Below are 24,078 nucleotides of genomic sequence, written 5' to 3' on the forward strand. Positions count from 1 at the left end.
TAGGTTGTCCGCCATGAGCAACCTAGATCGCGAGGCCACCCCGTCCGTGTGCGGTGGACGGGGCTTTGTCGTAGCCGAGCCGGTACGGGAACTCCTGGCACCGCGCAAGGTGAAGCTCGGCGAGTCCACCGAAGTGCGCCGCCTGCTCCCCAACTTGGGTCGCCGGATGGTCGGCGCCTGGTGCTTCGTCGATCACTACGGCCCCGACGACATCGCGGACGAGCCCGGCATGCAGGTCCCGCCGCACCCCCACATGGGCCTCCAGACCGTCAGCTGGCTGCACGACGGCGAGGTCCTGCACCGTGACTCCACGGGCAGCCTGGCCACGATCCGCCCCCGCGAACTGGGCCTGCAGACCACGGGCCGGGCCATCAGCCACTCGGAGGAGTCCCCGACGTCGCACTCCCGCTTCCTGCACGGCGCCCAACTCTGGGTCGCCCTGCCGGACAACGAACGCCACGGCGCCGCCCACTTCGAGCACCACACCGACCTGCCCGTCATCCAGGCCGCGGGCCTGACGGCGACCCTGATCCTCGGCACCCTCGACGGGGCGATCTCACCCGGCATCACGTACACCCCGATCGTCGGCGCCGACCTCGCCCTCGACCGGGACGCCGACGTCCGCCTCCCGGTCGAACCCGACTTCGAGTACGCCGTCCTCTCCATGTCCGGCGAGGTCACCGTCGACGGCGTCCCGGTCCTCCCCGGCTCCATGCTCTACCTCGGCTGCGGCCGCACCGAACTCCCGCTCCGCGCCGAGTCGGAAGCGGGCCTGATGCTCCTGGGCGGCGAGCCGTTCGCCGAGGAACTCGTCATGTGGTGGAACTTCATCGGGCGGTCGCACGACGAGATCGCACAGGCTCGTGAGGACTGGATGACCGGGACGCGATTCGGGCAGGTCAAGGGGTACGACGGGGATCCGCTTCCTGCTCCTGACCTGCCCGCTGTGCCGCTGAAACCGAGGGGAAGGGTGCGTTGATCTGCCGCCACCGATGGGTCGCCGAGGGAACCGTGTCATGGCCGGCCGGATAACGACGCCTTGTCACTGGAAGAGGCCGGATCCCGTGCCTCACCGGGCACGATGTCGAAGGGCCCCACCGTTCGCGGTGGGGCCCTTCGACGTGTGTGGTCTCGGTTTGCGGTTCGGTGACGGCCGGGGGAGTTCGCCGGAACGATGGGGCTCACGCGGCTCCCTTACGGGTGTGGCGTACGGGTGCGGCGCCGGAGGCGGAGCCACGCGCGGCGGGCGCCGGTGCCGCGCGCCCCCGCCCTGCCGCGGGCCTTCCGCGGAGTCGACGGGGCCGGTCCCGGGACGGGCGTCCCGGAGCGGCCGTAGTGGAAGGCGGTGCTGTGGTCACCGTGCTGCGAGTTGAGCTGGTGGATGAGGAGCACCCCGAGGGCGATCATCGTCACGACCACGGCCACGGTCACGAACGTCTCCATGGTTCTCACATCCTCGTCGGCTGAAGCGGCATCGCGGCGGTCACGGTCGGGATCCGTGGACCTGCGGCCGGATCGTGGGCCGCATGTCCGCCTTCGGATTCCCAGGCCGCTTCCACGGCCCGGTCGGTCTCGGACACCGTCCGCAGGCTCGCCGCCGCCTCCATCAGCCGGCTCGCGGTCGACGTGCCCAGTGGGTCGCTCGCGGCGGCCATCAGCCAGGCGGCCGAGGCGGGAGTCGTCCGCGGTGGGACCACCAGGAGGTTCCAGCGGCCCAAGTGGTATGAGAGCAGCAGCAGTTCGTGCGGGTCCTGCTCCGGCAGGAACCAGCCCACCTTCACGACGTGTCCGGCGACCGGCACCTTGCGCGGAACGACCGGCCAGTGGGTGGGATTCACCGTGACCCGCGTGATCCGCCCCCACAGCGGATCCAGTACGGCGGTCAGGGAGGGGAGTTCCGCCGAGAGGTCGCGGGAGCGGGGCCACCAGGCGCCGTCCAGCAGAGCTGGTGCGGAACCGGCGGGAGCGAGCGACAGACGGAGAGAGGACGGGGAGAACCGGTCATCGGCTTCGAGTGTCGGCGAGGAGGAGATGGTCGCAGTCATGACGCGAACCCTGCCCCGGACCGATGGCAACCGGCCCGGCATATTCGATCGCCGAAAACGACACGAGCCCGGCAGCCGGTGCGCGAAATATCCTCGGTGAGCCCAGGGTACTCCTCGCACAGGCCGAACGGACCGTTCGCGGCTCCGCCATCTCAGGAGTAGCGCGACTCGCGTCACATGTGATCGCCCGCGGCGGCTGCCATGAGCGGTTCCGCGGCCTCCGCGGTCGTATCCGGAGGCACGATAAGGAGGTCCCAGCGCCCCAGACCGGGAGTGAGCAGGATGATGGTGTGCGGGGCGGATGCCGCCGCGGTCCTGCGCAGTCGTACGACCTGGTTGGAGACGAGCATCCGGCCGGGCGCCGCGGACCACACCGCCTCGTTGACGGTGATGCTGCTGATGTGACCCCACGCGGGCGGCAACCCGGCGAGCAGTTGCGGGAGTTCGGCGAGCAGGTCGTACGAACGGGGCCACCACGCCCCGTCGATGGGCCGGGGCAGACCGCCGTGGGGAGCGAGGCGCAGGCGGAGGACGGGATGGGAGGGAAGCGGGGGTTGCAGTGCGGTGGTCATGAGAGCTCCCGTCAACCGCCTTGCGGCGGCGCATGCCTTGCGGCGGCGGAGGTGAGTGGTCGGTGTCAGGCACGGCGGGCGGCGACGCGGGCCGAAGTGGGCCAGCGCACGTCGTACACCCAACCGAGGCGTTCGAGAAGGCGGATGACGGTGGCCGAGGGGTCGAGCTGACCGCGGTCGACGCCGTGGCGTGCGCTGGTGGGGTCGGCGTGGTGGAGGTTGTGCCAGCTCTCGCCGAAGGAGAGCAGGGCGAGCGGCCACAGGTTGGTGGCCCGGTCGTGGCGCCGGGTACGGAATGGGCGCTCGCCGATCATGTGACAAAGGGAGTTCACGCTCCAGGTGACATGGTGGAGCAGCGCGATGCGCACAAGTCCCGCCCACAACAGGGCGGTTAGACCGTGCACCCACGTACCGCCGATGACCAGGCCCGCCGCGAACGGCACGGCGAGCGTGAGGAGGCACAGGACGGGGAAGGCGCGGGCGACGGCACGGATGTCGCGGTCGGCCAGGAGGTCGGGCGCGTACCGGTCGGCGGGTGTGGGGTCGTTGCGGAACAGCCAGCCGACATGCGCGTGCAGCAGCCCGCGCAACTGGCCGCGCAGATGGGTGCCGTAGCGGTACGGGGAGTGCGGATCGCCGGGCCGGTCGGTGAAGGCGTGGTGGCGACGGTGGGTGGCGACCCAGCCGATGACGTCGCCCTGAAAACTCATCGAACCGGCCACCGCGAGCGCGATGCGCACGGGACGGACGGCCTGGTAGCCGCCGTGGGTGAGACCACGGTGGAAGCCGACCGTGACGCCCAGGCCCGTGATCGTGTAGAGGACGAGCGCGAGGACTATGTCGGTGGGATGGATGAGGCGTCCCCACAGCAGCCAGCCGGCCAGGCCGATCGCCACGAACGGCAGAACGACGATGACCGTCGTCACTGTGACGTACAGCCGCTCACCGCCCTTGCGCGCGGATGCCGTACCGTCCGGCGGGAAGGGGGACGTCCCGTCGTAGCCCTGGGGTGGCGGCGCGGTGTCCGGGGGCGGGACCGTCGCGGATGTGAGGGGAGTGAGCGGCATACTGGCTCCTCGGCCTGGATGCGGATGGCGCGGCCGGGGTCACGGGCTGCCCCTGCGAGGACGGGTCGCGTGCTACGGAAGGAACGGGTCCGGTGGATTCGTCCTGCACACGAAGCGGCGTTCTGGAGCCGGTCCGAACCCGGCATGGAAAAGTCCCCCGTCCTCTTCACCGTACTCCCGCCCGTGTAACAACCACGTCTGCTCGGCAGCGGCATCGCGTTGACACGGACCGACGCCGGACGTTGACTGGCGGCACGGCTCAGCGCCATGCCGCTCCGGAAATCCGGCACAACGCACAGGAAAGCGGCACCCAAAGATGTACGACCAGACACGCGCTCAACAGCCCTCGGACCTGCCCCGCGACGCAGCGGCACGCCGCGCCCCGGGCCCGGAACCGCTCTTTCCGTCGGACGAGCGGGACAAGATCGGCCAGCGCCTCGGACGGGCCCTCAACGCATTCCCCGACACCCCGCGTCAGGCGCTGGAGGAAGCCGAAGGCGCCTTCGACGACACCACCGCTCAACTCATGGACGTCCTCGCCGAACAGCGGCGTGCCCTCCGCGCGGGCTGGCAGGACCAGGACCCCGAAACACAGTCCGCCGAACTTCACCTCGCGCTGCGGCAGTACCGGGAGATCATCCAACGGCTGCTCCGCCTCTAGATCGGGTAGACCGGTAGGCCGGTAGGCCGGTAGCAGGAGCGGGTGTGCGGGGCGGTGCCGGTGCCGTCCAACTACGTCTGCACGGGCCGGAGTTCACGCTTTCTCGCGCGCATCGGGGTGGAGTAACGCCCGGCGGCTCCAGCAGCGGGTCTGGACGTGGCCAGCCGACACCGGGGCGCCCGTACTATGGCGCTTAGGTTTTCGTTCAGGGAGGCGGCTGGGATGCGGGGCTTCGGCGAGCTGGAGCAGGCGATCATGGACGTCGTGTGGGGCGCGGAGGAGCCGCTTCCGGTGCGCGAGGTCCTGGAGCGGCTCAACCGGACCCGGCCGCAGCCGCTGGCGTACAACACGGTGCAGACGGTGATGGAGATCCTGCACCGCAAGGGCTGGCTGTCCCGGGCGAAGGAGGGCCGGGCCTTCCGTTACCGGGCCACGAAGGATCGTGAGGAGTACGCCGCCACGCTGATCGACCAGGTGTGGGCGACCGGCGCCGACCGTACGGCGACGCTGGTGCGGCTCTTCGACGAGCTGGACGAGGGCGAGGTCAACGAGCTGCGCGCGGTGCTCGCCGCACGCCGCGAAGGGCGCAGCTAAGGTCACCGCGCCTGAGGGCCGCGATCCCGCTGTTCGGCTACTCGGGCGCCGTGCTGCCTGAGCCCCGGTGGGGCAGAGCAGTGCCGTTCTCTTCCACCGGCGTCTCAGTGGCCGTGCGGTTCGTCATCGTGTCCGGGGTCGGTCGGCTTCTCGGATGATGGCGGCTCGCCGGGCTCGGACCCGGAGCCGGGTGATGACTCGCCCGTATCCGCCTCGCCGTCGCTGGGGACGGGTGACTCCTCGGGCTCCGCGTGGTGTCCGTCGTCGTCTTCGTGCCCGTGCGGGCCCGAATCCCCCGCTGTGCCGTGACTGTGGCTCAGGGCGGTTTCCACCGCGGGCATGGTCAGGCCGACAACGGCCGCGCTTGCGGCGCCGACCACCAGAACCGCTCGAAGAGAGGAGGCGAAACCCCGCGGATTGCGCCGTTTCACATGCCACAGCGCCACCAGGCAGACAACCGCCTCGAAGGCCACGGCGGTGATGCCGGCTCGGCTGATGCCCTCGGGCACCCCGGAGCTGGGGCCGACAGGAACCCCGACGGTACGACTGACCGCCCATATCGCCATGACACCCGCATTGCCCAGCAGGCCGAGCAGCATCACGGCCGGTCCGGGCCACCGGAGGGCGGCCAGGGCCCAGCCGATCTGAAGTGCCCCGACGGCGTAGAAGAACACCCCGGCCGGCCACCACTCACCGTAGTGGTCCGGGGCAGACGCGAGATGAATCACGGCGGCCCCCAGGGCGGCGAACGCCGCGATGACACGCGCCGCGCTCATGTCCACCATCACAGGTGCCGCGTTCCTTCTTCGCGTTCCCATAGGCGACCTTCCACTTCTTTCCATGTGTGGTTTCCGGAAGTGCGCTGATCCGCGCCGCGCCGCTCATGGGCAGCAGCGCGCGCTGTGTCTCCTGGATCCGCCACACGGACATCACGGCCAGGGATGGTGTCGGAGGAGACCTGGCGGGGAGGACAGCCCCGCCATGCGGCCCGCCGTTATCGCCAGGAGCGCCCGGTCAGGATGGTGCCGGAAGGTGCGTGGCGGCCCCTGCGACCCCGTGCCCCAGAGCGAGGGCAGGGAGCACCACCAGCGTCGGCAAGTACGTCGTCGTCCTGCCTAACATAGGAGGCGCCTCCCTCGGTAGTCCTGCCGTTGGCCGGGCACGGTACAGCAGTCACGTACCGTGCATGGCTGGTCCGGGAGGGTGGAACCGCGCCCGGATACGCCGCCCGCCGCATCGCGGCAACGGCACTCACACGACTTCAGGGCCGCGCTGCCGTCGTGGCCGCGTTGTGCGTACGCCGGTGGAGACGGACGACGGCGAGCAGTCGTGCCGCGAGGACCGTGGACGAGGCGAGAGCGGTCGCGGCCGCGCAGATCACCAGGGCCGGCCAGGCGTAGGCGACCTGGCTCAGGGTTCCGGAGCGGCGCATCAACAGGCCGAAGAGTGCGGCGAGTTGCGTGAGGAGCAGGGTGGGCAGGGCATACGGCAGAACACGCAGGGCGAGCCGCCACCATGCTCGTCCCGCAGCGCGCTGGGCCCACCGGCCGGCGCGTACCGCGCCGCGGGTACCGAGGCCGAGCGCCAGCAGGGTCAGTGCCGCCAGGACCCGGTCGGCCGTCATCGAGAACGGCTCGGCCACTTCGGGCCGCTTGCCCTGGGCCAGGTCGACGAGGCCCCGCACGATCTGGGGCGCATCGTCACCGGAGATCATGCCGGTGTTGGTGACGACCGCGATGCCGGTCCGGCTGTCGGGCAGCAGGGTCGCCATGGAGTTGTGGGTGAGGAGCTGGCCGGTGTGCTGGATCTGCCGTGGTCCGTCGCTGGTGTGCTGCGACCAGCCCATGGCGTAGTCGCTGTCCTCCGGCGTGGTCGGTGGTGTGTGCGTGAGGTCGATGGTCCGTGCGGACGCGATGCGCCGCCCGTCGGCGGAGACGCCGTGGTTGCTCTGGGAGATCAGCCACTGGGCGAGGTCGTCGGCGGTGGTGACCACTCCGTGGCCGCCTGCGGTGAACCAGCGGGGGTGGGCGGTGGACACCCCCATGCCGTACGCGCGTACGTAGCCCCGCGCCTGCTCGGGCATCTCGTCCGTGCCGGAGGCGGACGACGTACGCGTCATGCGCAGCGGCCGGAAGATCTTCGCGGACATGTGGTCGGCGAAGGGCCGTCCGCTGACGACCTCGACCAGGCGTGCGGCGACGAAGTAATGGGGGTTGTGGTAGCTGTGCTTGACTCCGGGATCGGTGGCCAGGGGAGCGTCGCGCATCGCGGCGACGGCCTCCTTGAGGGTGCGTGGCTGGGCGCGCGTCAGATCGGGATAGGCGGAGTCGGCCATGCCGGAGCTCTTCGCGCGTGAAGAGCGGGCGGCACCCGACGGTGAGGCCGTTTGCCATTCCGCATGGCTGTTGTTCCGCTTGGCTGTCGTCAGTCCAAGCCGTTGTACGCGGCCAGCCAGCCCGTGGCCAGGTGGTCGCCCCGGGTGAAGACGGCCGCGCCGCGGTGTCCGGGCTCCGGGTCGTCGGGGGACGGGCGCGGGTAGGGCAGGTCGGTCGGGGTGTGTTCGGCCGGGTGGATGTCCACGGCTGTGCCGTTCCACAGTCGTACGGTCGCGCCGCGCGGGCAGTCCTGGACCAGGACGCCGTCCGGGCCCGGCGTCAGGAGCGTGCCGGTCGTGCGCTCCGTGAGGAGCTGTCGGTAGCGCTGGGTGGGTAGGGCGCAGCCGTTGGGTGGTGTGCTGCCCGGCCAGTCGGGGGCGCCGATGCCGCGCTTGCGGGCGGCGCGCCACATCTGCGGCACGAGCCGGGCGGCGAGCGGCGCGGTGGCCATCTGCTCGCAGATCCACAACAGGCGCCCGGCGCCGCGGCGCGGGCCGAGCTCCCGCCAGCGGATCCGGGCGGCCAGGTCGGCGGCGACGACGGCGGCCCAGGGGTGCACGGTGCCGAGCGGGCCTTGCGCGCCGAGCCAGGACAGGTAGCGCTGGGACTCCTCGTAGATACCGGTCAGACTCTCGGCGGGGATGCCGAGGATGTACGAGGAGCGGGTGCGGAAGATCTTGGGGCTGTGCGCGACCAGGAGCAGCGCGGCCCGCGCCAGGTCCCCGGCGACCGCAGGTTCGTCTGTCGGCCGCGCCGGGGCGCCGCCCGCCTCCGGGTCCGGGGGGTCCAGGTGGCCGCCGTTGCGCAGGACCCGCAGCAGCGCGGCGCGGGCCCGGTCGGTGAACTGCGCCTGTTCCAGTTGCGGCAGGTGCGTGGCGAGCAGCGCGGTGAGCAACTGCTCGGCGGCGTCCGGGTCCTGGGGCACGGGGGCGGCGCGCAGCGCGTCGGACAGGGCGTCGGCGAGGTCGGTGGCGAGCATGAAACGGCTGGTGAGGGTGCCGAGTTCGGTGGCTACCAGGGTGTCGTCGTCCTCCGGGCCGGGGCTGCGGCGCAGATAGCGGGCCTCGGTGAGGAACTCGACGGCGTCGTACAGCGGGTCGAAGCTCTCGTTGCCCTGGTGGCAGGAGAGGGTGCGGGTCCACCATTGCTCGGCCTCGCGGAGTGTGCGCACCCGGCCCTGCACCGCTTCGGCAAGCAGGTGGTCGGGCAGGCGTTCGCGGATGCGGGAGCGCACGGTGTAGCCGGCGGCCAGGCGGGCCTGCCACTCGGGCCGGTCGGTGCCGTCGGTGAGGAGGAAGGCCCAGCCCTCGCGCTCCCCGGCGCCGACGCGCCCGGCGCGGCCGAACATCTGCTGAACCATGGAGACTTCGACGCGGTCCATGCCGATCTCGGTGTCCCGTACGACGACGGCGCGGGCGGGCAGGTTGACCCCGGCCGCCACGGTGGAGGTCGCCACCAGGGCGTGTGCCTCGCGGTTCCGGAAGGCCCGCTCGGCCTCGCGCTTGTAGGGCCAGTCCCGGTAGTGGACGCGCACGCCCGCCTGCGAGCAGAGCCGCTCGACGACCTCCGGGTCGTCCTTGTCGACGCCCTTCGTGCGGGCCCCGCGGTCCTCGGCGAGGGCGAGCGCGGTCAGCCGTACGCCGCGCTTGCTGCCGCAGAACACCAGGGCACTGCCGCCCTCGTCGGCGATGGTGCGGACCTGGCGTACGGCGGCGCGGGTGCGGGCCGTGGCGCGGGCGCCCCGGTCGCTGTTGGTGGACGCGGCGGGCACGGGTATCTGCCAGATCAGCCGGGTGGGCCGCCACGTGGTGCGCACGAGGCGGGCGTCGAGCCAGTCGGCGACCTCGTCGGCGTTGGCGACCGTCGCGGACAGGCCGACGACGCGCACCTGCTCGGTGTCCTCGCCGAGGCGTGCGAGCAGTGCCTCCAGGATCGGGCCGCGGCCGGGGTCGCCGAGCAGGTGGACCTCGTCGACGACGAGGCAGCCGACGTCGGCGAGGGCGTCGCGCAGCGAGCCGGTGCGGCAGATGGCCTCGAACTTCTCGGTGGTGGCGACCCAGATGTCGGCCTTGCGGATCAGCTCGGCGTCGACGGCGTACTCGCCGGTGAGGCGCACCACGCTCAGGCCGTTGGCGCGCCACAGGTCGAGTTCGTGGTCGAGTTCGTCGGTCAGGGAGCGCTGCGGCACCAGCCAGGCGGCCTTGCGGCCCTGCGCGTTGGCCTTGAGGGCGGCGACCATGCCGATCGGGGTCTTGCCCGCGCCGGTCGGGGCGACGACCAGGACGTTCCCGTCGTCCTCGAGGATCGCCGGGACGGCGTCGGCCTGCGCCGGATTGAACGTCGGGTACTTCAGGAACGGTGACCAGCCCGGCGGCACCAGCTCGGCCACCGGCACGTAGGCGTCGTCGGCGTCCTCGGGCAGTTCCTCCAGGGCGTCCCACTGCTGCGCGAACGCGTCCCGGGCGGCGTGCGCACCGGGACCCGCGACCGGGGCGGCGGGCAGCGGCCCGTTACGGACGGGCCGGGCGACGAGGTCGGTACGGTCGCCCAATTCGCCGATGGTGGCGACGACTTCGGCCTCCTGCCAGTGCCGGGCGCAGCGGTACGGAATGTCCTCGTCGGCCAGGTACGCGCGCAGGGCGTCGAATTCGGGGCCGTCCGGCATGATGACGCGGATGTCCTCGGCCGCGTCGATGGCCTCGAAGGGCGGCCGCCACCGCGGGTCGGTCACCTTGCACCAGTACAGGAGGCGGCGCTCGGGCTCGGCGGGCAGCGGCAGGTCGGCGGGCCAACTGCGGCCGGGCGACGCGAGGTTCGAGGCGATGACGCGTGCTGGGCCGGGCGCGGAGCCGCGGGTGCGGCGGGTCGAGGTGGCGCCGCCTGGTGTGGCGTAGATCGGGGTGATGGTCAGGCCGCCCGGCTCGTCGCCGGTGGGGCACGGGCCGAGCAGCCGTTCCCAGGCGTCGCCGGGGTCGCGGTCGGGCTGCGTGGGCGGGGCGGGACCGGGGGCCGGGGCCCGGCCGCTGTGGCCCATGAGTTTGTCGTACGTCTTCACGCCGAGGTCGGCGAGCGCGAAGGCGGCGGGGCAGCGCGGGCAGACGACGGCCACGTAGCGATAGACGCGCCCCTGGGACTCGTACGGTCTGCGCAGCGAGTGCAGCTCGCCGCCGCAAGCGGGGCAGCTGCGCGGGACCTGCTCCTCGTAGCTCCAGCCGGGCTCCTCGAAGCGGGCAAGGAGCGGGCCCGTCAGGCGGACCCCCCACCGCGTGCGGACCAGGTCCGGTACGGACTCTCCCGACGCGGCCGCTTCCTCGTGTTCTCCCCCACCAGCCGTGCGCATGACGCAACTTTGACACAGGGGGCACGGCGGAGCGAGTGATCGCTCACACGTCGTGAAAACGCCCAGCGCAACGCCCGGATTCCGGCTGGATGTTCTACGGTCGTCGGTGCGGGGCGGGGGTGCGCGGCACGCGCGGCTTCAACGGGGCCCGCAGAGGGAGGAATTGTGCTCGACGAACTCGTGCTGGCCGGCGGTACGGCCGTGGTCGGCGCCATGGCCACCGACTCGTGGACGCTCGCCCGCGCCCGCGTGGCGGAGCTGTTCCGGCGCCGCGGCGGCGAGGACCGGCAGCAGGCGATCGAGGGCCAACTCGACAGCAACGCACGGCTCGTGGCGGAGGCCGAGGACAGCGACGAGGTGCGGCAGACGCTGCTTCCGATGTGGCAGCTCGAACTGCGCTCACTGCTGCGGCGCGACCCGGAGGCGGCCGACGAACTGCGGGCCCTGATCGAGGAGGTGCGGCCCGCCGGGAACAGCGCCCCGAAGTGGGTGCAGGACGTCGTCGTCCGGGACAACGCGAAGGCGTTCGTGGTGCAGGGCGGGAACATCGTCAACCACCACCACGGCCCCGAGTCCGCACCGGATCGGGCCGCCGAACCACCCGAGGACGATGGGGAGTCCGGGGGTGAGAGCACCCGCGGGGCCGCTCGGTGACCGCGGCTGACGGGGGCGCACAGGAGGGCCGCCGAGCGGCCCCGGGCGGCGGCGGTGGCGCACCGCCGCCGCCCGGGCCCGCCGCTGCGGCGGCCGTCCACCAGGCGATCCGGGTGGAGAGCGGCTTCGGGTACGGCGTCGTGGGGGCCGACCTGCACGTCTTCCCGGACCGCGGGCCCGTCTACCTGCTCGGCGAGCACCGGAGCGCGGCTCCCGCGCCGGACGACGCCTGGCTCCTCGACCAGCCGAGCCGGATGCTCAACGCCCGTTACCGTCTGGTCGACTTCACCGGCCGGGAGCGGGAGCGCGCCGAGCTCGCCGCCTGGCGGGACGGCCCCGGGCCGCGGCTCTCGGCGACGTGGCTGCACGGCCCCGGTGGGCACGGAAAGAGCCGCCTCGCCGACGAGTTCGCCGCCGAGAGCGCCGCCGCGGGCTGGAAGGTCGTCACGGCCACGCACGGCCCGGGCGCCGTCCTGAGCGCTAGGTCCTCTCTTCCGGATCAGCCCGGCTCCGGACGACGGGGCCTTCCGGGTGACTCGAGCGGGGTCTGGTGCGTGCAGCTGCAAGGCGGAGGAGGGCGGCGACGCGGAGCGTCGGCAACTGACGACAACGCCGCAGATGGGCGTGCCAGGGCCCGCGACGCCGGGATGATCCGGAAGAGAGGGCCTGGCCCGGAGAGCGGCGCGGACCTGCGGCCCGACGGGGCCCGTGGCCTGCTCCTCGTGGTCGACTACGCGGACCGCTGGCCCGTCTCGCACCTCACCTGGCTGTTCAGCAACCGGCTTCTCGCCGGGCCGCTGCCGACCCGGCTGCTGCTGCTCGCCCGCTCGGCCACCGCCTGGCCCGCCGTGCGCTCCGCCCTGGAGGACGTCATGGCCGGGACCCGGGACCAGGAGCTTGGGCCTCTGGGCGCCTCCGGTGGCGGCCTTGGCACCTCCGGCGGCGGTCTTGGCACCCCCGGTGGCGACCCGCGGGCCCGGTCGGCCATGTTCGCGGCGGCCCGGGACTGCTTCGCCGCCCGGTACGGCGTGTCCGACCCGGCCGTGATCGCACCCCCGAAGGACCTGGAGCGGGAGGAGTTCGGGCTCGTCCTCGCGGTGCACATGGCCGCCCTGGTCGCCGTCGACGCCCACGTACGCCACGAACCGGCCCCGCACGACCTGGCCGGTCTCTCCGCGTACCTCCTGAACCGGGAGCGGCGGCACTGGACCCGGCTGTGGGAGAACCGCCTGGAGGGCCTGGACTTCGCCACCCCGCCGAGCGACATGGACCGCGTCGTGTTCACGGCCGCCCTCACCGGCGCCGCGTCACCCGGGGACGGCAGCGCCCTGCTCGCGGGTCTCGGCCTGGCCCGGCCGCAGCGGCTGCTCACCGACCACGGCACCTGCTACCCGGCGGCGGAGCCGGGCGCCGTGCTCGAACCCCTCTACCCGGACCGGCTCGCCGAGGACTTCCTCGCCCTCAGCCTCGACGGGCACCGCGTGACCGGCTACCCGGCCACGCCCTGGGCGGCGCCGACCGCGCGCACGCTCAGCGCCCGCGGCCCGGACGGCGCGGTTCCGCCGTCGGTCACGCGCGGCCTGACGTTCCTCGCCGCCGCGGCGGCACCGGGGCGCTGGCCGCACGTCGCCGGGCACCTGGAGCAGATCCTGCGGCAGGACCCGTCGGTGGCCGTCGCCGCGGGCAGCGCGGCCCTCACGGCGCTCGCCGAGGCCGCGCTTCCGGTCTCCGTACTCGCCTCCGTGGCGGCCTGCTTCCCGGAGTTCGGGCAGCTCGACCTGGACGCGGGCATCGCGACGTTCACCGCCCGCCTGGTCGCCGAACGCCTCCCCGACACCGTCGACCCCGCCGAGCGCGGCCGCCTGCACCAGGGCCTCGGCTTCCGGCTCGGCCGGGCCGGGCGGGCACGGGAGGCACTGGCCGCGGACGAGGAGGCGGTGCGCTGCTTCCGGGAGGCGGCGGCTGCCGGGGGCGCGTCCCGGGAGGGGGCGGCTTCCGGTGCGCACAGGTCTCCGTCTCAGCCTCTGTCCATATCCACACCCTCGTCCACCTCCCCGTCCCCGGCCCTGGCGACCGCGCTGCTGCACCTGACCCAGCACGCCTTCGACGCCGACGCCCCGGACCGCGCCCTGCACGCGGCCGAGGAGGCTGCCGCGCTCTTCCAGGACCTGGCAGCGGCGGACCCGGTGGCCCACGAGCCCGGTCTCGCCCTGGCCCTCGCACAGGTGGGCCGGGGTCTTGCCGCGGCGGGCTATCCGGACCGGGCCATGGCGCCCACGGAGCAGGCGGTCGGGATCTTCTGGCGGCTGACGGCGACCCACCCGGACCGGTACGAGACCGGTCTCGCGCTCGCCCTGAACAACCTCGGGATCTTCTCCTGGCAGCTGCGCCGCCTCTCGGACGCCGTGGCCGCGCAGGAGCGGGCCATCGAGTTCGCCCGGCGCGGACTCGCGGCCGGTCCGCCCGCCGGGTCGCTGCTCGCCCGCGCGTTCGTGCTCGACGAGTCCGGGCTGGCGCAGTGCCTGGGCAACCTGTCCTTGCTGCTGTGGGCGTCGCGGCGCAGGGACGAGGCGGTCGCCGCGCTCGAGGAAGCGGTCGCGACCGCCCGTCGGCTCGCCGCGGTGGCGCCGACGGTGCACGAGCCCGTCCTGGCCGACCTCGCGTCGCGGCTCGCCAGCTATCTGGGGCGGCTACAGCGCTACCGGGAGGCCCTCGCCCTGACCGACGAGGCGGCGGGGATCACCGCACGGCTCGCGGCGGCCGACCCGGTCCGGTACGAGAGCGACCACGCGAAGGTCCTGCGCCAGTCGGCCCAGGCCCGGCTCGGCGCCGAGGGCGACCTCGCCGCCGCGCGCCGGGACGCCGACGCGTCCGTGGCGATCTACCGGCGCCTCGCGGCCGAGGACCACGCGGAGTACTGCCGGGCCCTCGAAGAGGCCGTGGAGACCCAGGAGCTGGCGCGGGCCGCGAGCAGCGGCGGGCCCGTCGCGCCCGCGGCACGCTGGACCTTGGAGGATCACTGGGTGCACCTCCTGAACCAGGACGAGGTCTGGCAGGACGTCCAGGACCGCCGCCACCGCCTGGACGAGATGTCCCCGTCCTACTGCGGCAACGTCCTGCGCTTCATCCGCAAACAGGCCGACGCGCTCGTCGAGCTGCTCACCGACGGGCTCGACGTGACGCCGGAGGCCCTCGGCCTGACCGACCGCGACGACGCGGCGTCCTGGCTGGACCGCCAGCCCCTGATCGCCGCCCTGGCCCGGCGCGCCCGGGGCGAGCCCGCCCGGCCCGAACTCTGCCACTGCGGCTACCCGGTGGCCCCGGACTGGCACCACGAGCACTGCTATCCGGGGATCGTCGTGGACTGACCCGGCCGACGGTCGGGCGGGGAGCGACATCCGTTTCGTCGCGGCCCCTTGACCAGGGGTTCCCCCTGCCCGATGCTCGTTGCGTATGGAGATTTTTGTTCCATATTAAGCAACTATCCGTTCTGTACAAACAACGAGCTCACTGGACTCACCACCGTGTACGACCTCACCCCGCTGGCCCGCTTCGGCGGCCTCGTCGCCACTGATCTGCGCGAGGTGACCAGCGACCCCGCCGCCCTGGACTCCTCCGGCTTCTGGGCCGTCGTCGCGGACTTCGAGGGTCGCCTGGTCTGCGCGCGGTTCGGTGACGTGCGCCGCGAGCCGGTGCCCGAGCCGGTCCCCGGGGCGTGGCGCGGGCCCGACCCCGCCGACTGGACCTCGTCGCTCGACCGCGCCGCCTACACCGCGGGCGTACGCCGTATCCGCGAGCACATAGCCCAGGGCGAGGTCTACCAGGCCAACCTCTGCCGGGTGCTGTCCGCGCCGCTGCCCGAACCGGTCGCCGCCGATGTCGACGCGCTGACCGCGCTGCTCGCCCGCGGCAACCCCGCCCCGTACGCCGGTACGGTCCGGCTTCCCGGCCACGGCGTCGAGGTGGCCACCGCCTCGCCCGAACTCTTCCTGCGCCGCGCGGGCCGTACCGTCGAGTCCGGGCCGATCAAGGGCACCGGCCGCACCGAGGCCGACCTGCTCGACAAGGACCACGCCGAGAACGTGATGATCGTGGACCTGGTCCGCAACGACCTGGGGCGGGTCTGTGCCACCGGCTCCGTGACCGTCCCCGCCCTCTGTGCGGTCGAGGCGCATCCCGGCCTGGTGCACCTCGTCTCCACCGTGCGCGGCGAGCTGGCCGACGGCGCGGGCTGGCCCGAGTTGCTCGCCGGTACGTTCCCGCCCGGCTCGGTCACCGGGGCCCCCAAGTCCAGCGCGCTGCGGATCATCGATGCGCTCGAGACCGCGCCCCGCGGCCCGTACTGCGGCGGCATCGGCTGGGTGGACGCGGACCGCGGTACCGGTGAACTGGCCGTCGGCATCCGTACGTTCTGGATCGACCGCGTCACCCCACGCGGCCCGGTACTGCGCTTCGGCACGGGCGCCGGGATCACCTGGGGCTCCGATCCGGAGCGTGAGTGGGACGAGACCGAACTCAAGGCCTCCCGGCTGTTGGCCCTGGCATCGAGCGTGCACGAGACGGCGGGGCACCACTGAGCTGGAGCCGTCCTGGGTTGCCCGCTTCGGCGCCTTGACAGGGCTCCGGACCGCCCCGCAGACTCTCGTTGCGCATAACGCATCATGTTTCTCTATACGCAATATGGCCACGGTAGTTCCGTCCGACGCCGTCACTGAACCTGCCGCCCTGCCGTACTCCCGCACTTTGCTCGGAGGTTTCGCATGAAGTCCGTCGCCATCGTGGGCGCCTCGCTCGCCGGACTGTCCGCCGCCCGCTCGCTGCGCGGGCAGGGTTATGACGGACGCCTCGTCATCATTGGCGAGGAGCCCCACCGCCCCTACGACAGGCCGCCGTTGTCGAAGGCGTTCCTCACCGGCAAGGTGGACGAGGCCGATCTCGCCCTGGAGGAGGAAGACGAGGACCTCGAGGCCGAGTGGATTCTCGGCACGCGAGCCGTCGGTCTGGGAACCGCGGACCACTCGGGAACCGGGGACCACTCGGTACGACTCGCCGACGGCACGGAGGTGCGGGCGGACGGCATCGTGATCGCCACGGGAGCCTCGGCGCGGACCCTGCCCGGCAGCGAGGGCCTGGCCGGTGTGCACGTCCTGCGCACCCTCGATGACGCCCGGGCCCTGCGGGAGGACCTGGCGCGCGGCGGCCGGCTCGTGGTCGTCGGCGGCGGGTTCGTCGGCGCCGAAGTGGCGTCGACCGCTCAGAGCATGGGCCTGGACGTGACGCTCGTCGTGGAGGGGCCCGCGCCGCTCGCCGGTCCGCTCTGGCCGGACATGGCAGCGGAAATCTCCTCGGTCCACGCCGATCACGGGGTGCACGTGCTGTGCGGCACCGGTGTGAGCGGGGTGACGGGTGAGCAGCGGGTAGCGGAGGTGCTGCTCTACGACGGCAGCAGCATCCCGGCCGACATCGTCGTGCTCGGCATCGGCGCGATTCCCAACACCGACTGGCTCGAAGGATCCGACGTCATCCTCGACAACGGCGTGCGCTGCTGGGCCAACGGCACCACGAGCGTCCCCGGCATCGTCGCGGTCGGGGACTGCGCGGCCTGGTACGACCCGGCTACCGCCACCCATCGCCGGGTCGAGCACTGGAGCGGCGCCCAGGAGCGCCCGGCGGCGGCGGTGGCCGCCCTGCTCTCGGGCGGCCACGCCCCGTTCGATCCGCCGCGCCCGCCCTACTTCTGGTCCGATCAGTACGGCGTACGGATCCAGGTCGCCGGGAACACCGCAATGGCCGACAGCGTGACGATCGAGGACGGCAGCCCGGCCGACCGCAGCTTCCTCGCGGTCTACTGGAGTGCCGGGCAGCCGGTCGCCGTCCTGGGCATGAACCGGGCCAAGCTCTTCACGCGCTGGCGTCGGCAGCTCGTCACCCCCGTGGCCCACGTCGAAACGGCATGAGCACCGCGACCCGACCGAGCCAGGGAGCCCCCGCGCTGTACCCGCGGGGGCTTCCCCGGCTCGCCCGGACTCTGGTGATGGGCATTGTGAACGTCACGCCCGACTCGTTCTCCGACGGCGGGCGGTGGTACGACCCGGGACGGGCCGTCGCGCACGGCCTGGCGCTGCTCGACGAGGGCGCGGACATCCTGGACGTGGGCGGCGAGTCGACCCGTCCCGGCGCCGCGCGCCCGTCGGTCGAGGAGGAGCTGCGGCGCGTACTGCCGGTCGTGCGCGAGCTCGCCGCCGCGGGCGCGCTCATCAGCGTGGACACCATGCGGGCCGAGGTCGCCGCGCGGGCCATCGAGGCCGGTGCCTGGCTGGTCAACGATGTCTCGGGCGGCCGCGCCGACCCCGAGATGCTGCCCCTGATCGCCCAGGCCGGGACGCCGTACGTGGCCATGCACTGGCGCGGGCACTCCGCGGACATGCAGGCGAACGCCGTATACGCGGACGTGGTCGCCGACGTGGTCGACGAGTTGCGGCTGCGGGTCGAGGCGGCACTGCACGCCGGGATCTCGCCGGACTGCCTCATCCTCGACCCGGGCCTTGGGTTCGCCAAGCAGCCCGAGCACAACTGGCAGTTGCTGGGCCGGCTGCGGGAGGTCGCGGCGCTCGGTTATCCGATGCTCGTGGGTGCGGCCCGCAAGTCTTTTCTGGGGCAGCTGCTCGCGGACCCGGTAACGGGCTCTCCCCGCCCGGCGGAGCTGCGGGACGCGGCCACCTCCGCGGTGTCCGTCCTGGCCGCCACGCAGGGCGCCTGGTGTGTGCGTGTGCACGACGTCGCCTCGACGATGGACGCGGTGCGGGTGACCGCCCGCTGGGGCCTCGAAGTCACCGACCCGGCGGGACTGACACCCCTGGTGTGAGGACCTCGGCAGCACAGGGGACCTCGCCCGCCTACGGGGGCCTCGCCCGCCTGGGAGACCTCACCTGCACGGGCTACTCGATCGGTCGTACGCCGAAACTCAGCGTCTCGCCCAGTTCATGGGCGAGACGCTTTCAGGTCCCTGGAGAAATGAGCCGACCGCTCAGCGGAAGACCACCGTGCGGTTGCCGTTGGTCATGATCCGGCTGTCGCTGTGCCATTCCACGGCGCGGGCGAGGACCCGGGCCTCGACGTCGCGGCCCAGGGTGACCAGGGTGTCCGCGCTCTGTGAGTGGTCCACGCGGATGACGTCCTGCTCGATGATGGGGCCCTCGTCGAGGTCCGGGGTGACGTAGTGGGCCGTGGCGCCCACGAGCTTGACGCCGCGCTCGTGCGCCTGCGCGTACGGCCGTGCGCCCTTGAAGCTCGGCAGGAACGAGTGGTGGATGTTGATGGCGCGGCCGTCGAGCTGCTTGCAGAGGTCGTCCGAGAGGATCTGCATGTAGCGGGCGAGGACCACGAGGTCGACGTCGAGTTCGGCGACGAGTTCAAGCAGCCGCGCCTCCGCGTCGGCCTTGGTCTCCCGGGTCACCGGGATGTGGTGGAACGGGATCCCGTGGCTCTGCGCGAGCGGCTCGAAGTCGCGGTGGTTGGAGACGATCGCCGGAATCTCGATGTTGAGGGCCCCGGTGCTCTGCCGGAAGAGCAGGTCGTTCAGGCAGTGGCCGAACTTCGACACCATGATCAACGTACGGGTCGGGGTCGACGCGTCGTGCAGCTTCCAGGAGATCTGGAGCGCCTCCGCCACCGGCGTGAAACCGGAACGCAGGTCGTCCAGGGACACGCTCGGATCCGAGACGTCGAAGTGCACGCGCATGAAGAAGCGGCCCTGCTGCCGGTCGTCGAACTGCTGGCTCTCCAGGATGTTCCCGGAGTGCTGGACGAGGAAGCCGGTGACGGCGTGGACGAGGCCGGAGCGGTCGGGGCACGAGAGCGTGAGCACGAACTCGCGGCCGGGTTGCGAGCGAAGAGACATTGAGAACACCGGGCCTTCTCAGGGTGCGCCATGCGCAACGTTGTGTTTGATACGCAACATAGTCCGGCTGTGGCGGCCGGTGTCAAGAGCTCGCCCCGACGTCTCTGCGCGCGAAGTCGGCCCGCTGGATCCGCCCCGCGTCGACGTTCTCGATCCGCTGACGGAATCAGTTTCCGTGACCCCTTGACAGCGGCTCTGGGGAAAACGCACTGTGTTGCGCAAGCCGATGTGTGTTGCACATGAAGCAACATACGAACGGGTTCGAGATAGGAGGGTGGTTGGCGATGGCGGGACCGCGTGTGGTCATCATCGGTGCAGGCGTCGTGGGGGCTGCGCTGGCCGATGAGCTGTCCGTCCGGGGCTGGACCGAGGTGACGGTGGTCGATCAAGGGCCGCTGCCCGCAACCGGCGGATCGACCTCACATGCGCCGGGCCTGGTGTTCCAGACCAGCCCCTCGAAGGCGCTGACGGAGATGGCCCGCTACACGGTGGAGAAGTTCTGCTCCCTCGATGTCGACGGCCAGCCCTGCTTCCTGCAGGTCGGCGGCCTCGAAGTCGCCACGTCCCCCGAGCGCCTCAGCGAACTCCAGCGTCGCCACGGCTGGCTCACCTCCTGGGGCGTCGGCTCCCGGCTCGTAGGGCCCGACGAGTGCGTGGCGCTCCACCCGCTGGTGGCCCGCGAGCGCGTCCTCGGCGGACTCCTCATCCCCACCGACGGCCTGGCCAAGGCCGTGCTCGCCGTCGAGGCGCAGATCCGGGCCGCCAAGGGCCGTGGCGTCCGGTTCCTCGGCGGCCACGAAGTCCTCGACGTACAGCAGAGCGAGGGGCGCGTCACCGGCGTCGTCACCGACCAGGGCGAGATCCCCGCCGACATCGTGGTGTGCTGCGCCGGGATCTGGGGCCCGAAGGTCGCCCGCATGGTCGGCATGAACCTGCCGCTGACCCCGCTGGCCCACCAGCTCGCGTGGACCGGCACGGTCCCGGCCCTCGCCGGACAGACCGAGGAGGCGGTCCGCCCGATCCTGCGGCACCAGGACGCGGACCTGTACTACCGCGACCGCTTCGACCAGCTCGGCATCGGCTACTACGGCCACCGGCCCATGCCGGTCTCCGCCGACGACATCCTCTCCGTGGACGAGGCCGACGCGATGCCGTCGGTCCTGAAGTTCACCGAGGAGGACTTCGAGGACGCCTGGACCGAGACGCAGTCGCTGCTGCCCGTGACGCAGGACGCCAAGGTCGAGGAGGGCATCAACGGCCTGTTCTCCTTCACCACCGACGGCCTGCCGCTGCTCGGCGAGTCCCCGGACGTCAAGGGCTTCTGGGTCGCCGAGGCCGTGTGGGTCACCCACTCCGCCGGAGTCGGCCGCGCCGTCGCCGAATGGCTCGTCGACGGCCACTGCTCGACCTTCGATCTGCACGAGTTCGACGTCAACCGCTTTGAACCCCAGCAGCTCGCCCCCGAGTACGTCCTCGAGCGCGACTGCCAGAACTTCGTCGAGGTCTACGACATCCTCCACCCCCTCCAGCCGGCTGGTGCGCCACGGCCTCTGCGCACCAGCCCCTTCCACCCCCGCCAGCAGGAGCTCGGTGCTCTCTTCCTGGAGGCGCACAACTGGGAGCGGCCCCAGTGGTACGCCGCCAATGAGCCCCTGCTGGCGGGGCGGGAGATCCCCACGCCGAACGATTGGGCGGCCCGCTACTGGTCGCCGATCGTGGGCGCCGAGGCGCAGGCGACCCGTGAGGGCGTCGCGATGTACGACATGACCGCACTGAAGCGCCTTGAGGTCACCGGCCGCGGGGCTGCCGCCTTCCTGCAGTACCTGACGACGGGAAACATCGACAAGTCGGTGGGCTCGGTCACGTACACGCTGCTCCTGGACGTGGACGGCGGGATCCGCAGCGATGTGACGATCGCCCGCCTCGCGAAGGACCGGTTCCAGGTCGGCGCGAACGGCGAACTGGATCTGGACTGGTTCACCCGGCACCTGCCCGAGGACGGGTCGGTCCAGGTGCGCGACATCACCTCGGGCACGTGCTGCATCGGCCTGTGGGGCCCGAAGGCCCGCGAGGTGCTCCAGCCGCTGACCGACGCGGACTTCTCCAACGCGGGCCTGAAGTTCTTCCGCGCGAAGCAGGCGTACATCGGTTCCGTCCCCGTCACCGCGATGCGCCTGTCGTACGTCGGCGAGCTCGGCTGGGAGCTGTACACGACCGCCGACATGGGCCTCAAGCTCTGGGACACGCTCTGGGAGGCGGCGCGGCCGTACGGCGGCATCGCCGCAGGCCGGGGCGCGTTCAACAGCCTGCGCCTGGAGAAGGGTTACCGGTCCTTCGGCACCGACATGACGTATGAGCACGACCCGTACGAGGCCGGTGTGGGCTTCGCCGTGAAGATGGACAAGGGCGACTTCCTCGGGAAGGCGGCGCTCGAGCGGCGCGCCGCCGCTGTCACCCGCCGCCTGACCTGCCTGACCATCGACGACCCGCAGGCCGTGGTCATGGGCAAGGAACCCGTCTACGACGGGGACCGGCCGGTCGGCTACGTCACCAGCGCCGCGTACGGATACACGATCGGCAAGGGCATCGCCTACGCCTGGCTGCCCGCGGAACTCGCCACCCCCGGCCGCACCCTGCACATCGGTTACTTCGATCAGCTCATCCCGGCCGTCGTCGGCGAGGAGCCGCTGTTCGACCCGAAGATGCAGCGCCTGCGCGGCTAGGTAGAGGCGAGAAAAGGGAAGTAGAAATGAACGCACGCACCCTTGATGGGCGCCGCACCGCGGCCGCCATCCGCACCGAACTCGCCGGCCGTGTCGCGGCGTTGGCCGAGCGCGGAGTCGTACCCGGCCTCGGGACGGTCCTGGTCGGTGACGACCCCGGCAGCCACGCCTATGTGGGCGGCAAGCACCGCGACTGTGCGCAGGTCGGGATCGCCTCGATCCGGCGGGATCTGCCCGCCGACGCCACGCAGGAGCAGGTGGAGCGCGTCATCGACGAGCTCAACGCCGACCCGGCGTGCACCGGCTACATCGTCCAGCTGCCGCTGCCGCGCGGGCTCGACGCCAACGCCGTACTGGAGCGGATGGACCCGGCGAAGGACGCCGACGGCCTGCATCCGGTCAACCTGGGCCGCCTCGTCCTCGGTGTCGAGAGCCCGCTGCCCTGCACCCCGCGCGGCATCGTCGAGCTGCTTCGCCGCCACGACGTCCCGCTCGCCGGGGCCCGGGTCTGCGTGATCGGCCGCGGTGTCACGGTCGGACGGCCCATCGGCCTGCTCCTGACCCGTAAGTCGGAGAACGCGACGGTGACGCTGTGCCACACCGGCACGAAGGGTCTTGCCTGGCATACCCGGGAAGCCGATGTCGTCGTGGCGGGTGCCGGGTCACCGGGGCTTGTCACCGCGGACATGGTCCGTCCCGGCGCCGCCGTCCTCGATGTCGGCATTACCCGGACGGACGAGGGCCTGCTCGGTGATGTGCATCCGGACGTCGCCAAGGTCGCCGGATGGATGGCGCCGATGCCCGGCGGTGTCGGCCCCATGACGCGGGCGATGCTGCTCGCCAATGTCGTCGAGGCGGCCGAACGCGCTGCCGGTCTCGTCCCGCACGCCTCAGGAGTCCCGTCATGAGTCCCCGCACCCCGGGTGCCGAACTTCCCGAGCACCCCGACTGGTTGTGGCGTACGCCCGAGCCCAAGCGGTCGTACGACGTCGTGATCGTCGGCGGCGGTGGCCACGGCCTCGCCACCGCGCACTACCTCGCCAAGAACCACGGCATCACCAACGTCGCCGTCCTGGAGAAGGGGTGGCTCGCGGGCGGCAACATGGCCCGCAACACCACCATCATCCGGTCCAACTACCTGTGGGACGAGAGCGCCGGGATCTACGAGCACGCGCTCAAGCTGTGGGAAGGGCTGGCCGACGACCTCGACTACCCCATCCTGTTCTCGCAGCGCGGCGTGCTCAACCTCGCGCACAGCCTGCAGGACGTACGCGACAGCGTGCGCCGCGTCGAGGCGAATCAGCTGAACGGTGTCGACGCCGAATGGCTCGAACCGGACGAGGTCGCCAAGGTCTGCCCGATCGTCAACGTCTCGCCCGATGTGCGCTATCCGGTGCTCGGCGCGACCTATCAGCCGCGCGCCGGTATCGCCAAGCACGACCACGTCGCCTGGGGCCTCGCCCGCTCCGCCGACGCCGCCGGGATCGACCTCATCCAGAACTGCGAGGTCACCGGCATCGACATCAGCGGCGGCCGGGTGACCGGCGTACAGACCACCCTCGGCCCCATCGCCGCGGGCAAGGTGGCCCTGTGCGCCGCGGGCCACTCCTCCGTCCTGGCCGACATGGCCGGATTCGAGCTGCCGATCCAGAGCCACCCGCTTCAGGCCCTCGTCTCCGAGCTGTTGGAGCCCGTGCACCCCACGGTCGTGATGTCCAACGCGGTGCATGTCTACGTCAGCCAGGCCCACAAGGGCGAGCTGGTCATGGGCGCGGGCATCGACGCGTACAACGCGTACACCCAGCGCGGGGCGTTCCACATCATTCAGGAGCAGATGGCCGCGGCACTGGAGCTGTTCCCGGTGTTCGCCCGCGCGCACATCCTGCGCACCTGGGGCGGCATCGTGGACGTCAGCCCCGATGCCTCACCGATCGTCGGGCTCACGCCCGTCGACCAGCTCTACGTCAACTGCGGCTGGGGCACGGGCGGCTTCAAGGCCACGCCGGGGCTCGGCTCGGTCTACGCCCACACCATCGCGCACGATGCGCCGCACCCGCTCAACGCACCCTTCTCGCTCGACCGTTTCACCACCGGCGCGCTCGTCGACGAGCACGGCGCGGCCGCGGTCGCCCACTAGGAGCCCGCAC

General features: G+C 72.0%; 19 protein-coding genes. 11 read left to right on the forward strand and 8 right to left on the reverse strand.

The window, feature by feature from the left end; genetic code table 11:
* Positions 1-13: 13 nt before the first annotated feature.
* Entirely contained in the window at positions 14-979 is a 966-nt protein-coding gene (locus ACWD10_RS21370) for a pirin family protein (protein WP_451093225.1), read from the forward strand.
* Between the two features lie 215 nt (positions 980-1,194).
* On the opposite strand, the gene ACWD10_RS21375 is transcribed toward ACWD10_RS21370, so the two are convergent.
* From ACWD10_RS21375 to ACWD10_RS21390, 4 genes are all read right to left on the reverse strand, one after another.
* The gene (locus tag ACWD10_RS21375) at positions 1,195-1,443 is read right to left on the reverse strand and encodes a hypothetical protein (RefSeq protein ID WP_451093227.1); all 249 of its coding nucleotides are present in this window, start codon (positions 1,441-1,443) and stop codon (positions 1,195-1,197) included.
* Between the two features lie 5 nt (positions 1,444-1,448).
* Positions 1,449-2,045 (reverse strand): DUF5994 family protein, encoded by a 597-nt coding sequence (locus ACWD10_RS21380; RefSeq protein ID WP_451093229.1) that lies wholly within the window; start codon positions 2,043-2,045, stop codon positions 1,449-1,451.
* Between the two features lie 173 nt (positions 2,046-2,218).
* On the reverse strand, positions 2,219-2,617 hold the full coding sequence (locus tag ACWD10_RS21385) for a DUF5994 family protein (protein ID WP_451093231.1): 399 nt from the start codon (positions 2,615-2,617) through the stop codon (positions 2,219-2,221).
* A gap of 65 nt (positions 2,618-2,682) precedes the next feature.
* On the reverse strand, positions 2,683-3,684 hold the full coding sequence (locus ACWD10_RS21390) for an acyl-CoA desaturase (RefSeq protein WP_451093233.1): 1,002 nt from the start codon (positions 3,682-3,684) through the stop codon (positions 2,683-2,685).
* A 316-nt stretch (positions 3,685-4,000) separates the two neighbouring features.
* On the opposite strand from ACWD10_RS21390, the gene ACWD10_RS21395 reads away from it, so the two are divergent.
* Both ACWD10_RS21395 and ACWD10_RS21400 read left to right on the forward strand, forming a co-directional pair.
* On the forward strand, positions 4,001-4,345 hold the full coding sequence (locus ACWD10_RS21395) for a hypothetical protein (protein WP_451093235.1): 345 nt from the start codon (positions 4,001-4,003) through the stop codon (positions 4,343-4,345).
* 222 nt (positions 4,346-4,567) lie between these two features.
* Complete coding sequence (locus ACWD10_RS21400; RefSeq protein WP_451093236.1) at positions 4,568-4,939, forward strand: BlaI/MecI/CopY family transcriptional regulator; 372 nt, start codon at positions 4,568-4,570, stop codon at positions 4,937-4,939.
* 104 nt (positions 4,940-5,043) lie between these two features.
* Here ACWD10_RS21400 and ACWD10_RS21405 read toward each other — a convergent pair whose 3' ends face one another.
* From ACWD10_RS21405 to ACWD10_RS21415, 3 genes are all read right to left on the reverse strand, one after another.
* Positions 5,044-5,715: a hypothetical protein gene (locus ACWD10_RS21405; protein ID WP_451093239.1), complete on the reverse strand. Its 672-nt coding sequence runs from the start codon at positions 5,713-5,715 to the stop codon at positions 5,044-5,046.
* A gap of 485 nt (positions 5,716-6,200) precedes the next feature.
* The gene (locus ACWD10_RS21410) at positions 6,201-7,274 is read right to left on the reverse strand and encodes a serine hydrolase domain-containing protein (protein ID WP_451093241.1); all 1,074 of its coding nucleotides are present in this window, start codon (positions 7,272-7,274) and stop codon (positions 6,201-6,203) included.
* An 89-nt stretch (positions 7,275-7,363) separates the two neighbouring features.
* On the reverse strand, positions 7,364-10,654 hold the full coding sequence (locus tag ACWD10_RS21415; protein ID WP_451093243.1) for a DEAD/DEAH box helicase: 3,291 nt from the start codon (positions 10,652-10,654) through the stop codon (positions 7,364-7,366).
* A gap of 165 nt (positions 10,655-10,819) precedes the next feature.
* On the opposite strand from ACWD10_RS21415, the gene ACWD10_RS21420 reads away from it, so the two are divergent.
* The 5 genes from ACWD10_RS21420 (at position 10,820) to folP (ending at position 18,173) form a co-directional block, all read left to right on the forward strand.
* A complete protein-coding gene (locus tag ACWD10_RS21420; RefSeq protein WP_451093245.1) occupies positions 10,820-11,308 on the forward strand; it encodes a hypothetical protein in 489 nt (162 codons plus the stop codon).
* Positions 11,305-14,676 (forward strand): tetratricopeptide repeat protein, encoded by a 3,372-nt coding sequence (locus tag ACWD10_RS21425; protein ID WP_451093247.1) that lies wholly within the window; start codon positions 11,305-11,307, stop codon positions 14,674-14,676. The genes ACWD10_RS21420 and ACWD10_RS21425 overlap by 4 nt, the downstream gene beginning before the upstream one ends.
* Positions 14,677-14,832: 156 nt before the next feature.
* A complete protein-coding gene (locus ACWD10_RS21430; RefSeq protein WP_451093249.1) occupies positions 14,833-15,885 on the forward strand; it encodes a chorismate-binding protein in 1,053 nt (350 codons plus the stop codon).
* 183 nt (positions 15,886-16,068) lie between these two features.
* Positions 16,069-17,265 carry an NAD(P)/FAD-dependent oxidoreductase gene (locus ACWD10_RS21435; protein WP_451093251.1) on the forward strand — a complete coding sequence of 399 codons (1,197 nt, stop codon included), beginning with the start codon at positions 16,069-16,071 and terminating at the stop codon, positions 17,263-17,265.
* Complete coding sequence (gene folP / locus ACWD10_RS21440; RefSeq protein ID WP_451093253.1) at positions 17,262-18,173, forward strand: dihydropteroate synthase; 912 nt, start codon at positions 17,262-17,264, stop codon at positions 18,171-18,173. The genes ACWD10_RS21435 and folP overlap by 4 nt, the downstream gene beginning before the upstream one ends.
* A gap of 162 nt (positions 18,174-18,335) precedes the next feature.
* Here folP and purU read toward each other — a convergent pair whose 3' ends face one another.
* A complete protein-coding gene (gene purU, locus ACWD10_RS21445) occupies positions 18,336-19,208 on the reverse strand; it encodes a formyltetrahydrofolate deformylase (RefSeq protein WP_451093254.1) in 873 nt (290 codons plus the stop codon).
* 284 nt (positions 19,209-19,492) lie between these two features.
* Between purU and ACWD10_RS21450 the strand changes: the two genes are divergently transcribed.
* The 3 genes from ACWD10_RS21450 to ACWD10_RS21460 are packed head-to-tail and all read left to right on the forward strand — an operon-like array spanning position 19,493 to position 24,068.
* Positions 19,493-21,931: a GcvT family protein gene (locus tag ACWD10_RS21450; protein ID WP_451093256.1), complete on the forward strand. Its 2,439-nt coding sequence runs from the start codon at positions 19,493-19,495 to the stop codon at positions 21,929-21,931.
* A 26-nt stretch (positions 21,932-21,957) separates the two neighbouring features.
* Positions 21,958-22,839: a bifunctional methylenetetrahydrofolate dehydrogenase/methenyltetrahydrofolate cyclohydrolase gene (locus ACWD10_RS21455; protein ID WP_451093258.1), complete on the forward strand. Its 882-nt coding sequence runs from the start codon at positions 21,958-21,960 to the stop codon at positions 22,837-22,839.
* Positions 22,836-24,068, forward strand: coding sequence for a sarcosine oxidase subunit beta family protein (locus tag ACWD10_RS21460; protein WP_451093260.1), 1,233 nt, complete (start codon positions 22,836-22,838; stop codon positions 24,066-24,068). Before ACWD10_RS21455 ends, ACWD10_RS21460 begins: the two co-directional genes overlap by 4 nt.
* The last annotated feature ends 10 nt before the right edge of the window (positions 24,069-24,078 follow it).

This window comes from Streptomyces sp. NPDC002851 (genome assembly GCF_053591935.1).

What these genes read in the sequence shown, in the direction of transcription:
- ACWD10_RS21370 (WP_451093225.1), top strand. Translation starts at nt 14, where the DNA reads ATGAGCAACCTAGATCGCGAGGCCACCCCGTCCGTGTGCGGTGGACGG.
- ACWD10_RS21375 (WP_451093227.1), bottom strand. Translation starts at nt 1,443, where the DNA reads ATGGAGACGTTCGTGACCGTGGCCGTGGTCGTGACGATGATCGCCCTC.
- ACWD10_RS21380 (WP_451093229.1), bottom strand. Translation starts at nt 2,045, where the DNA reads ATGACTGCGACCATCTCCTCCTCGCCGACACTCGAAGCCGATGACCGG.
- ACWD10_RS21385 (WP_451093231.1), bottom strand. Translation starts at nt 2,617, where the DNA reads ATGACCACCGCACTGCAACCCCCGCTTCCCTCCCATCCCGTCCTCCGC.
- ACWD10_RS21390 (WP_451093233.1), bottom strand. Translation starts at nt 3,684, where the DNA reads ATGCCGCTCACTCCCCTCACATCCGCGACGGTCCCGCCCCCGGACACC.
- ACWD10_RS21395 (WP_451093235.1), top strand. Translation starts at nt 4,001, where the DNA reads ATGTACGACCAGACACGCGCTCAACAGCCCTCGGACCTGCCCCGCGAC.
- ACWD10_RS21400 (WP_451093236.1), top strand. Translation starts at nt 4,568, where the DNA reads ATGCGGGGCTTCGGCGAGCTGGAGCAGGCGATCATGGACGTCGTGTGG.
- ACWD10_RS21405 (WP_451093239.1), bottom strand. Translation starts at nt 5,715, where the DNA reads ATGAGCGCGGCGCGTGTCATCGCGGCGTTCGCCGCCCTGGGGGCCGCC.
- ACWD10_RS21410 (WP_451093241.1), bottom strand. Translation starts at nt 7,274, where the DNA reads ATGGCCGACTCCGCCTATCCCGATCTGACGCGCGCCCAGCCACGCACC.
- ACWD10_RS21415 (WP_451093243.1), bottom strand. Translation starts at nt 10,654, where the DNA reads ATGCGCACGGCTGGTGGGGGAGAACACGAGGAAGCGGCCGCGTCGGGA.
- ACWD10_RS21435 (WP_451093251.1), top strand. Translation starts at nt 16,069, where the DNA reads ATGAAGTCCGTCGCCATCGTGGGCGCCTCGCTCGCCGGACTGTCCGCC.
- folP (WP_451093253.1), top strand. Translation starts at nt 17,262, where the DNA reads ATGAGCACCGCGACCCGACCGAGCCAGGGAGCCCCCGCGCTGTACCCG.
- purU (WP_451093254.1), bottom strand. Translation starts at nt 19,208, where the DNA reads ATGTCTCTTCGCTCGCAACCCGGCCGCGAGTTCGTGCTCACGCTCTCG.
- ACWD10_RS21450 (WP_451093256.1), top strand. Translation starts at nt 19,493, where the DNA reads ATGGCGGGACCGCGTGTGGTCATCATCGGTGCAGGCGTCGTGGGGGCT.
- ACWD10_RS21455 (WP_451093258.1), top strand. Translation starts at nt 21,958, where the DNA reads ATGAACGCACGCACCCTTGATGGGCGCCGCACCGCGGCCGCCATCCGC.
- ACWD10_RS21460 (WP_451093260.1), top strand. Translation starts at nt 22,836, where the DNA reads ATGAGTCCCCGCACCCCGGGTGCCGAACTTCCCGAGCACCCCGACTGG.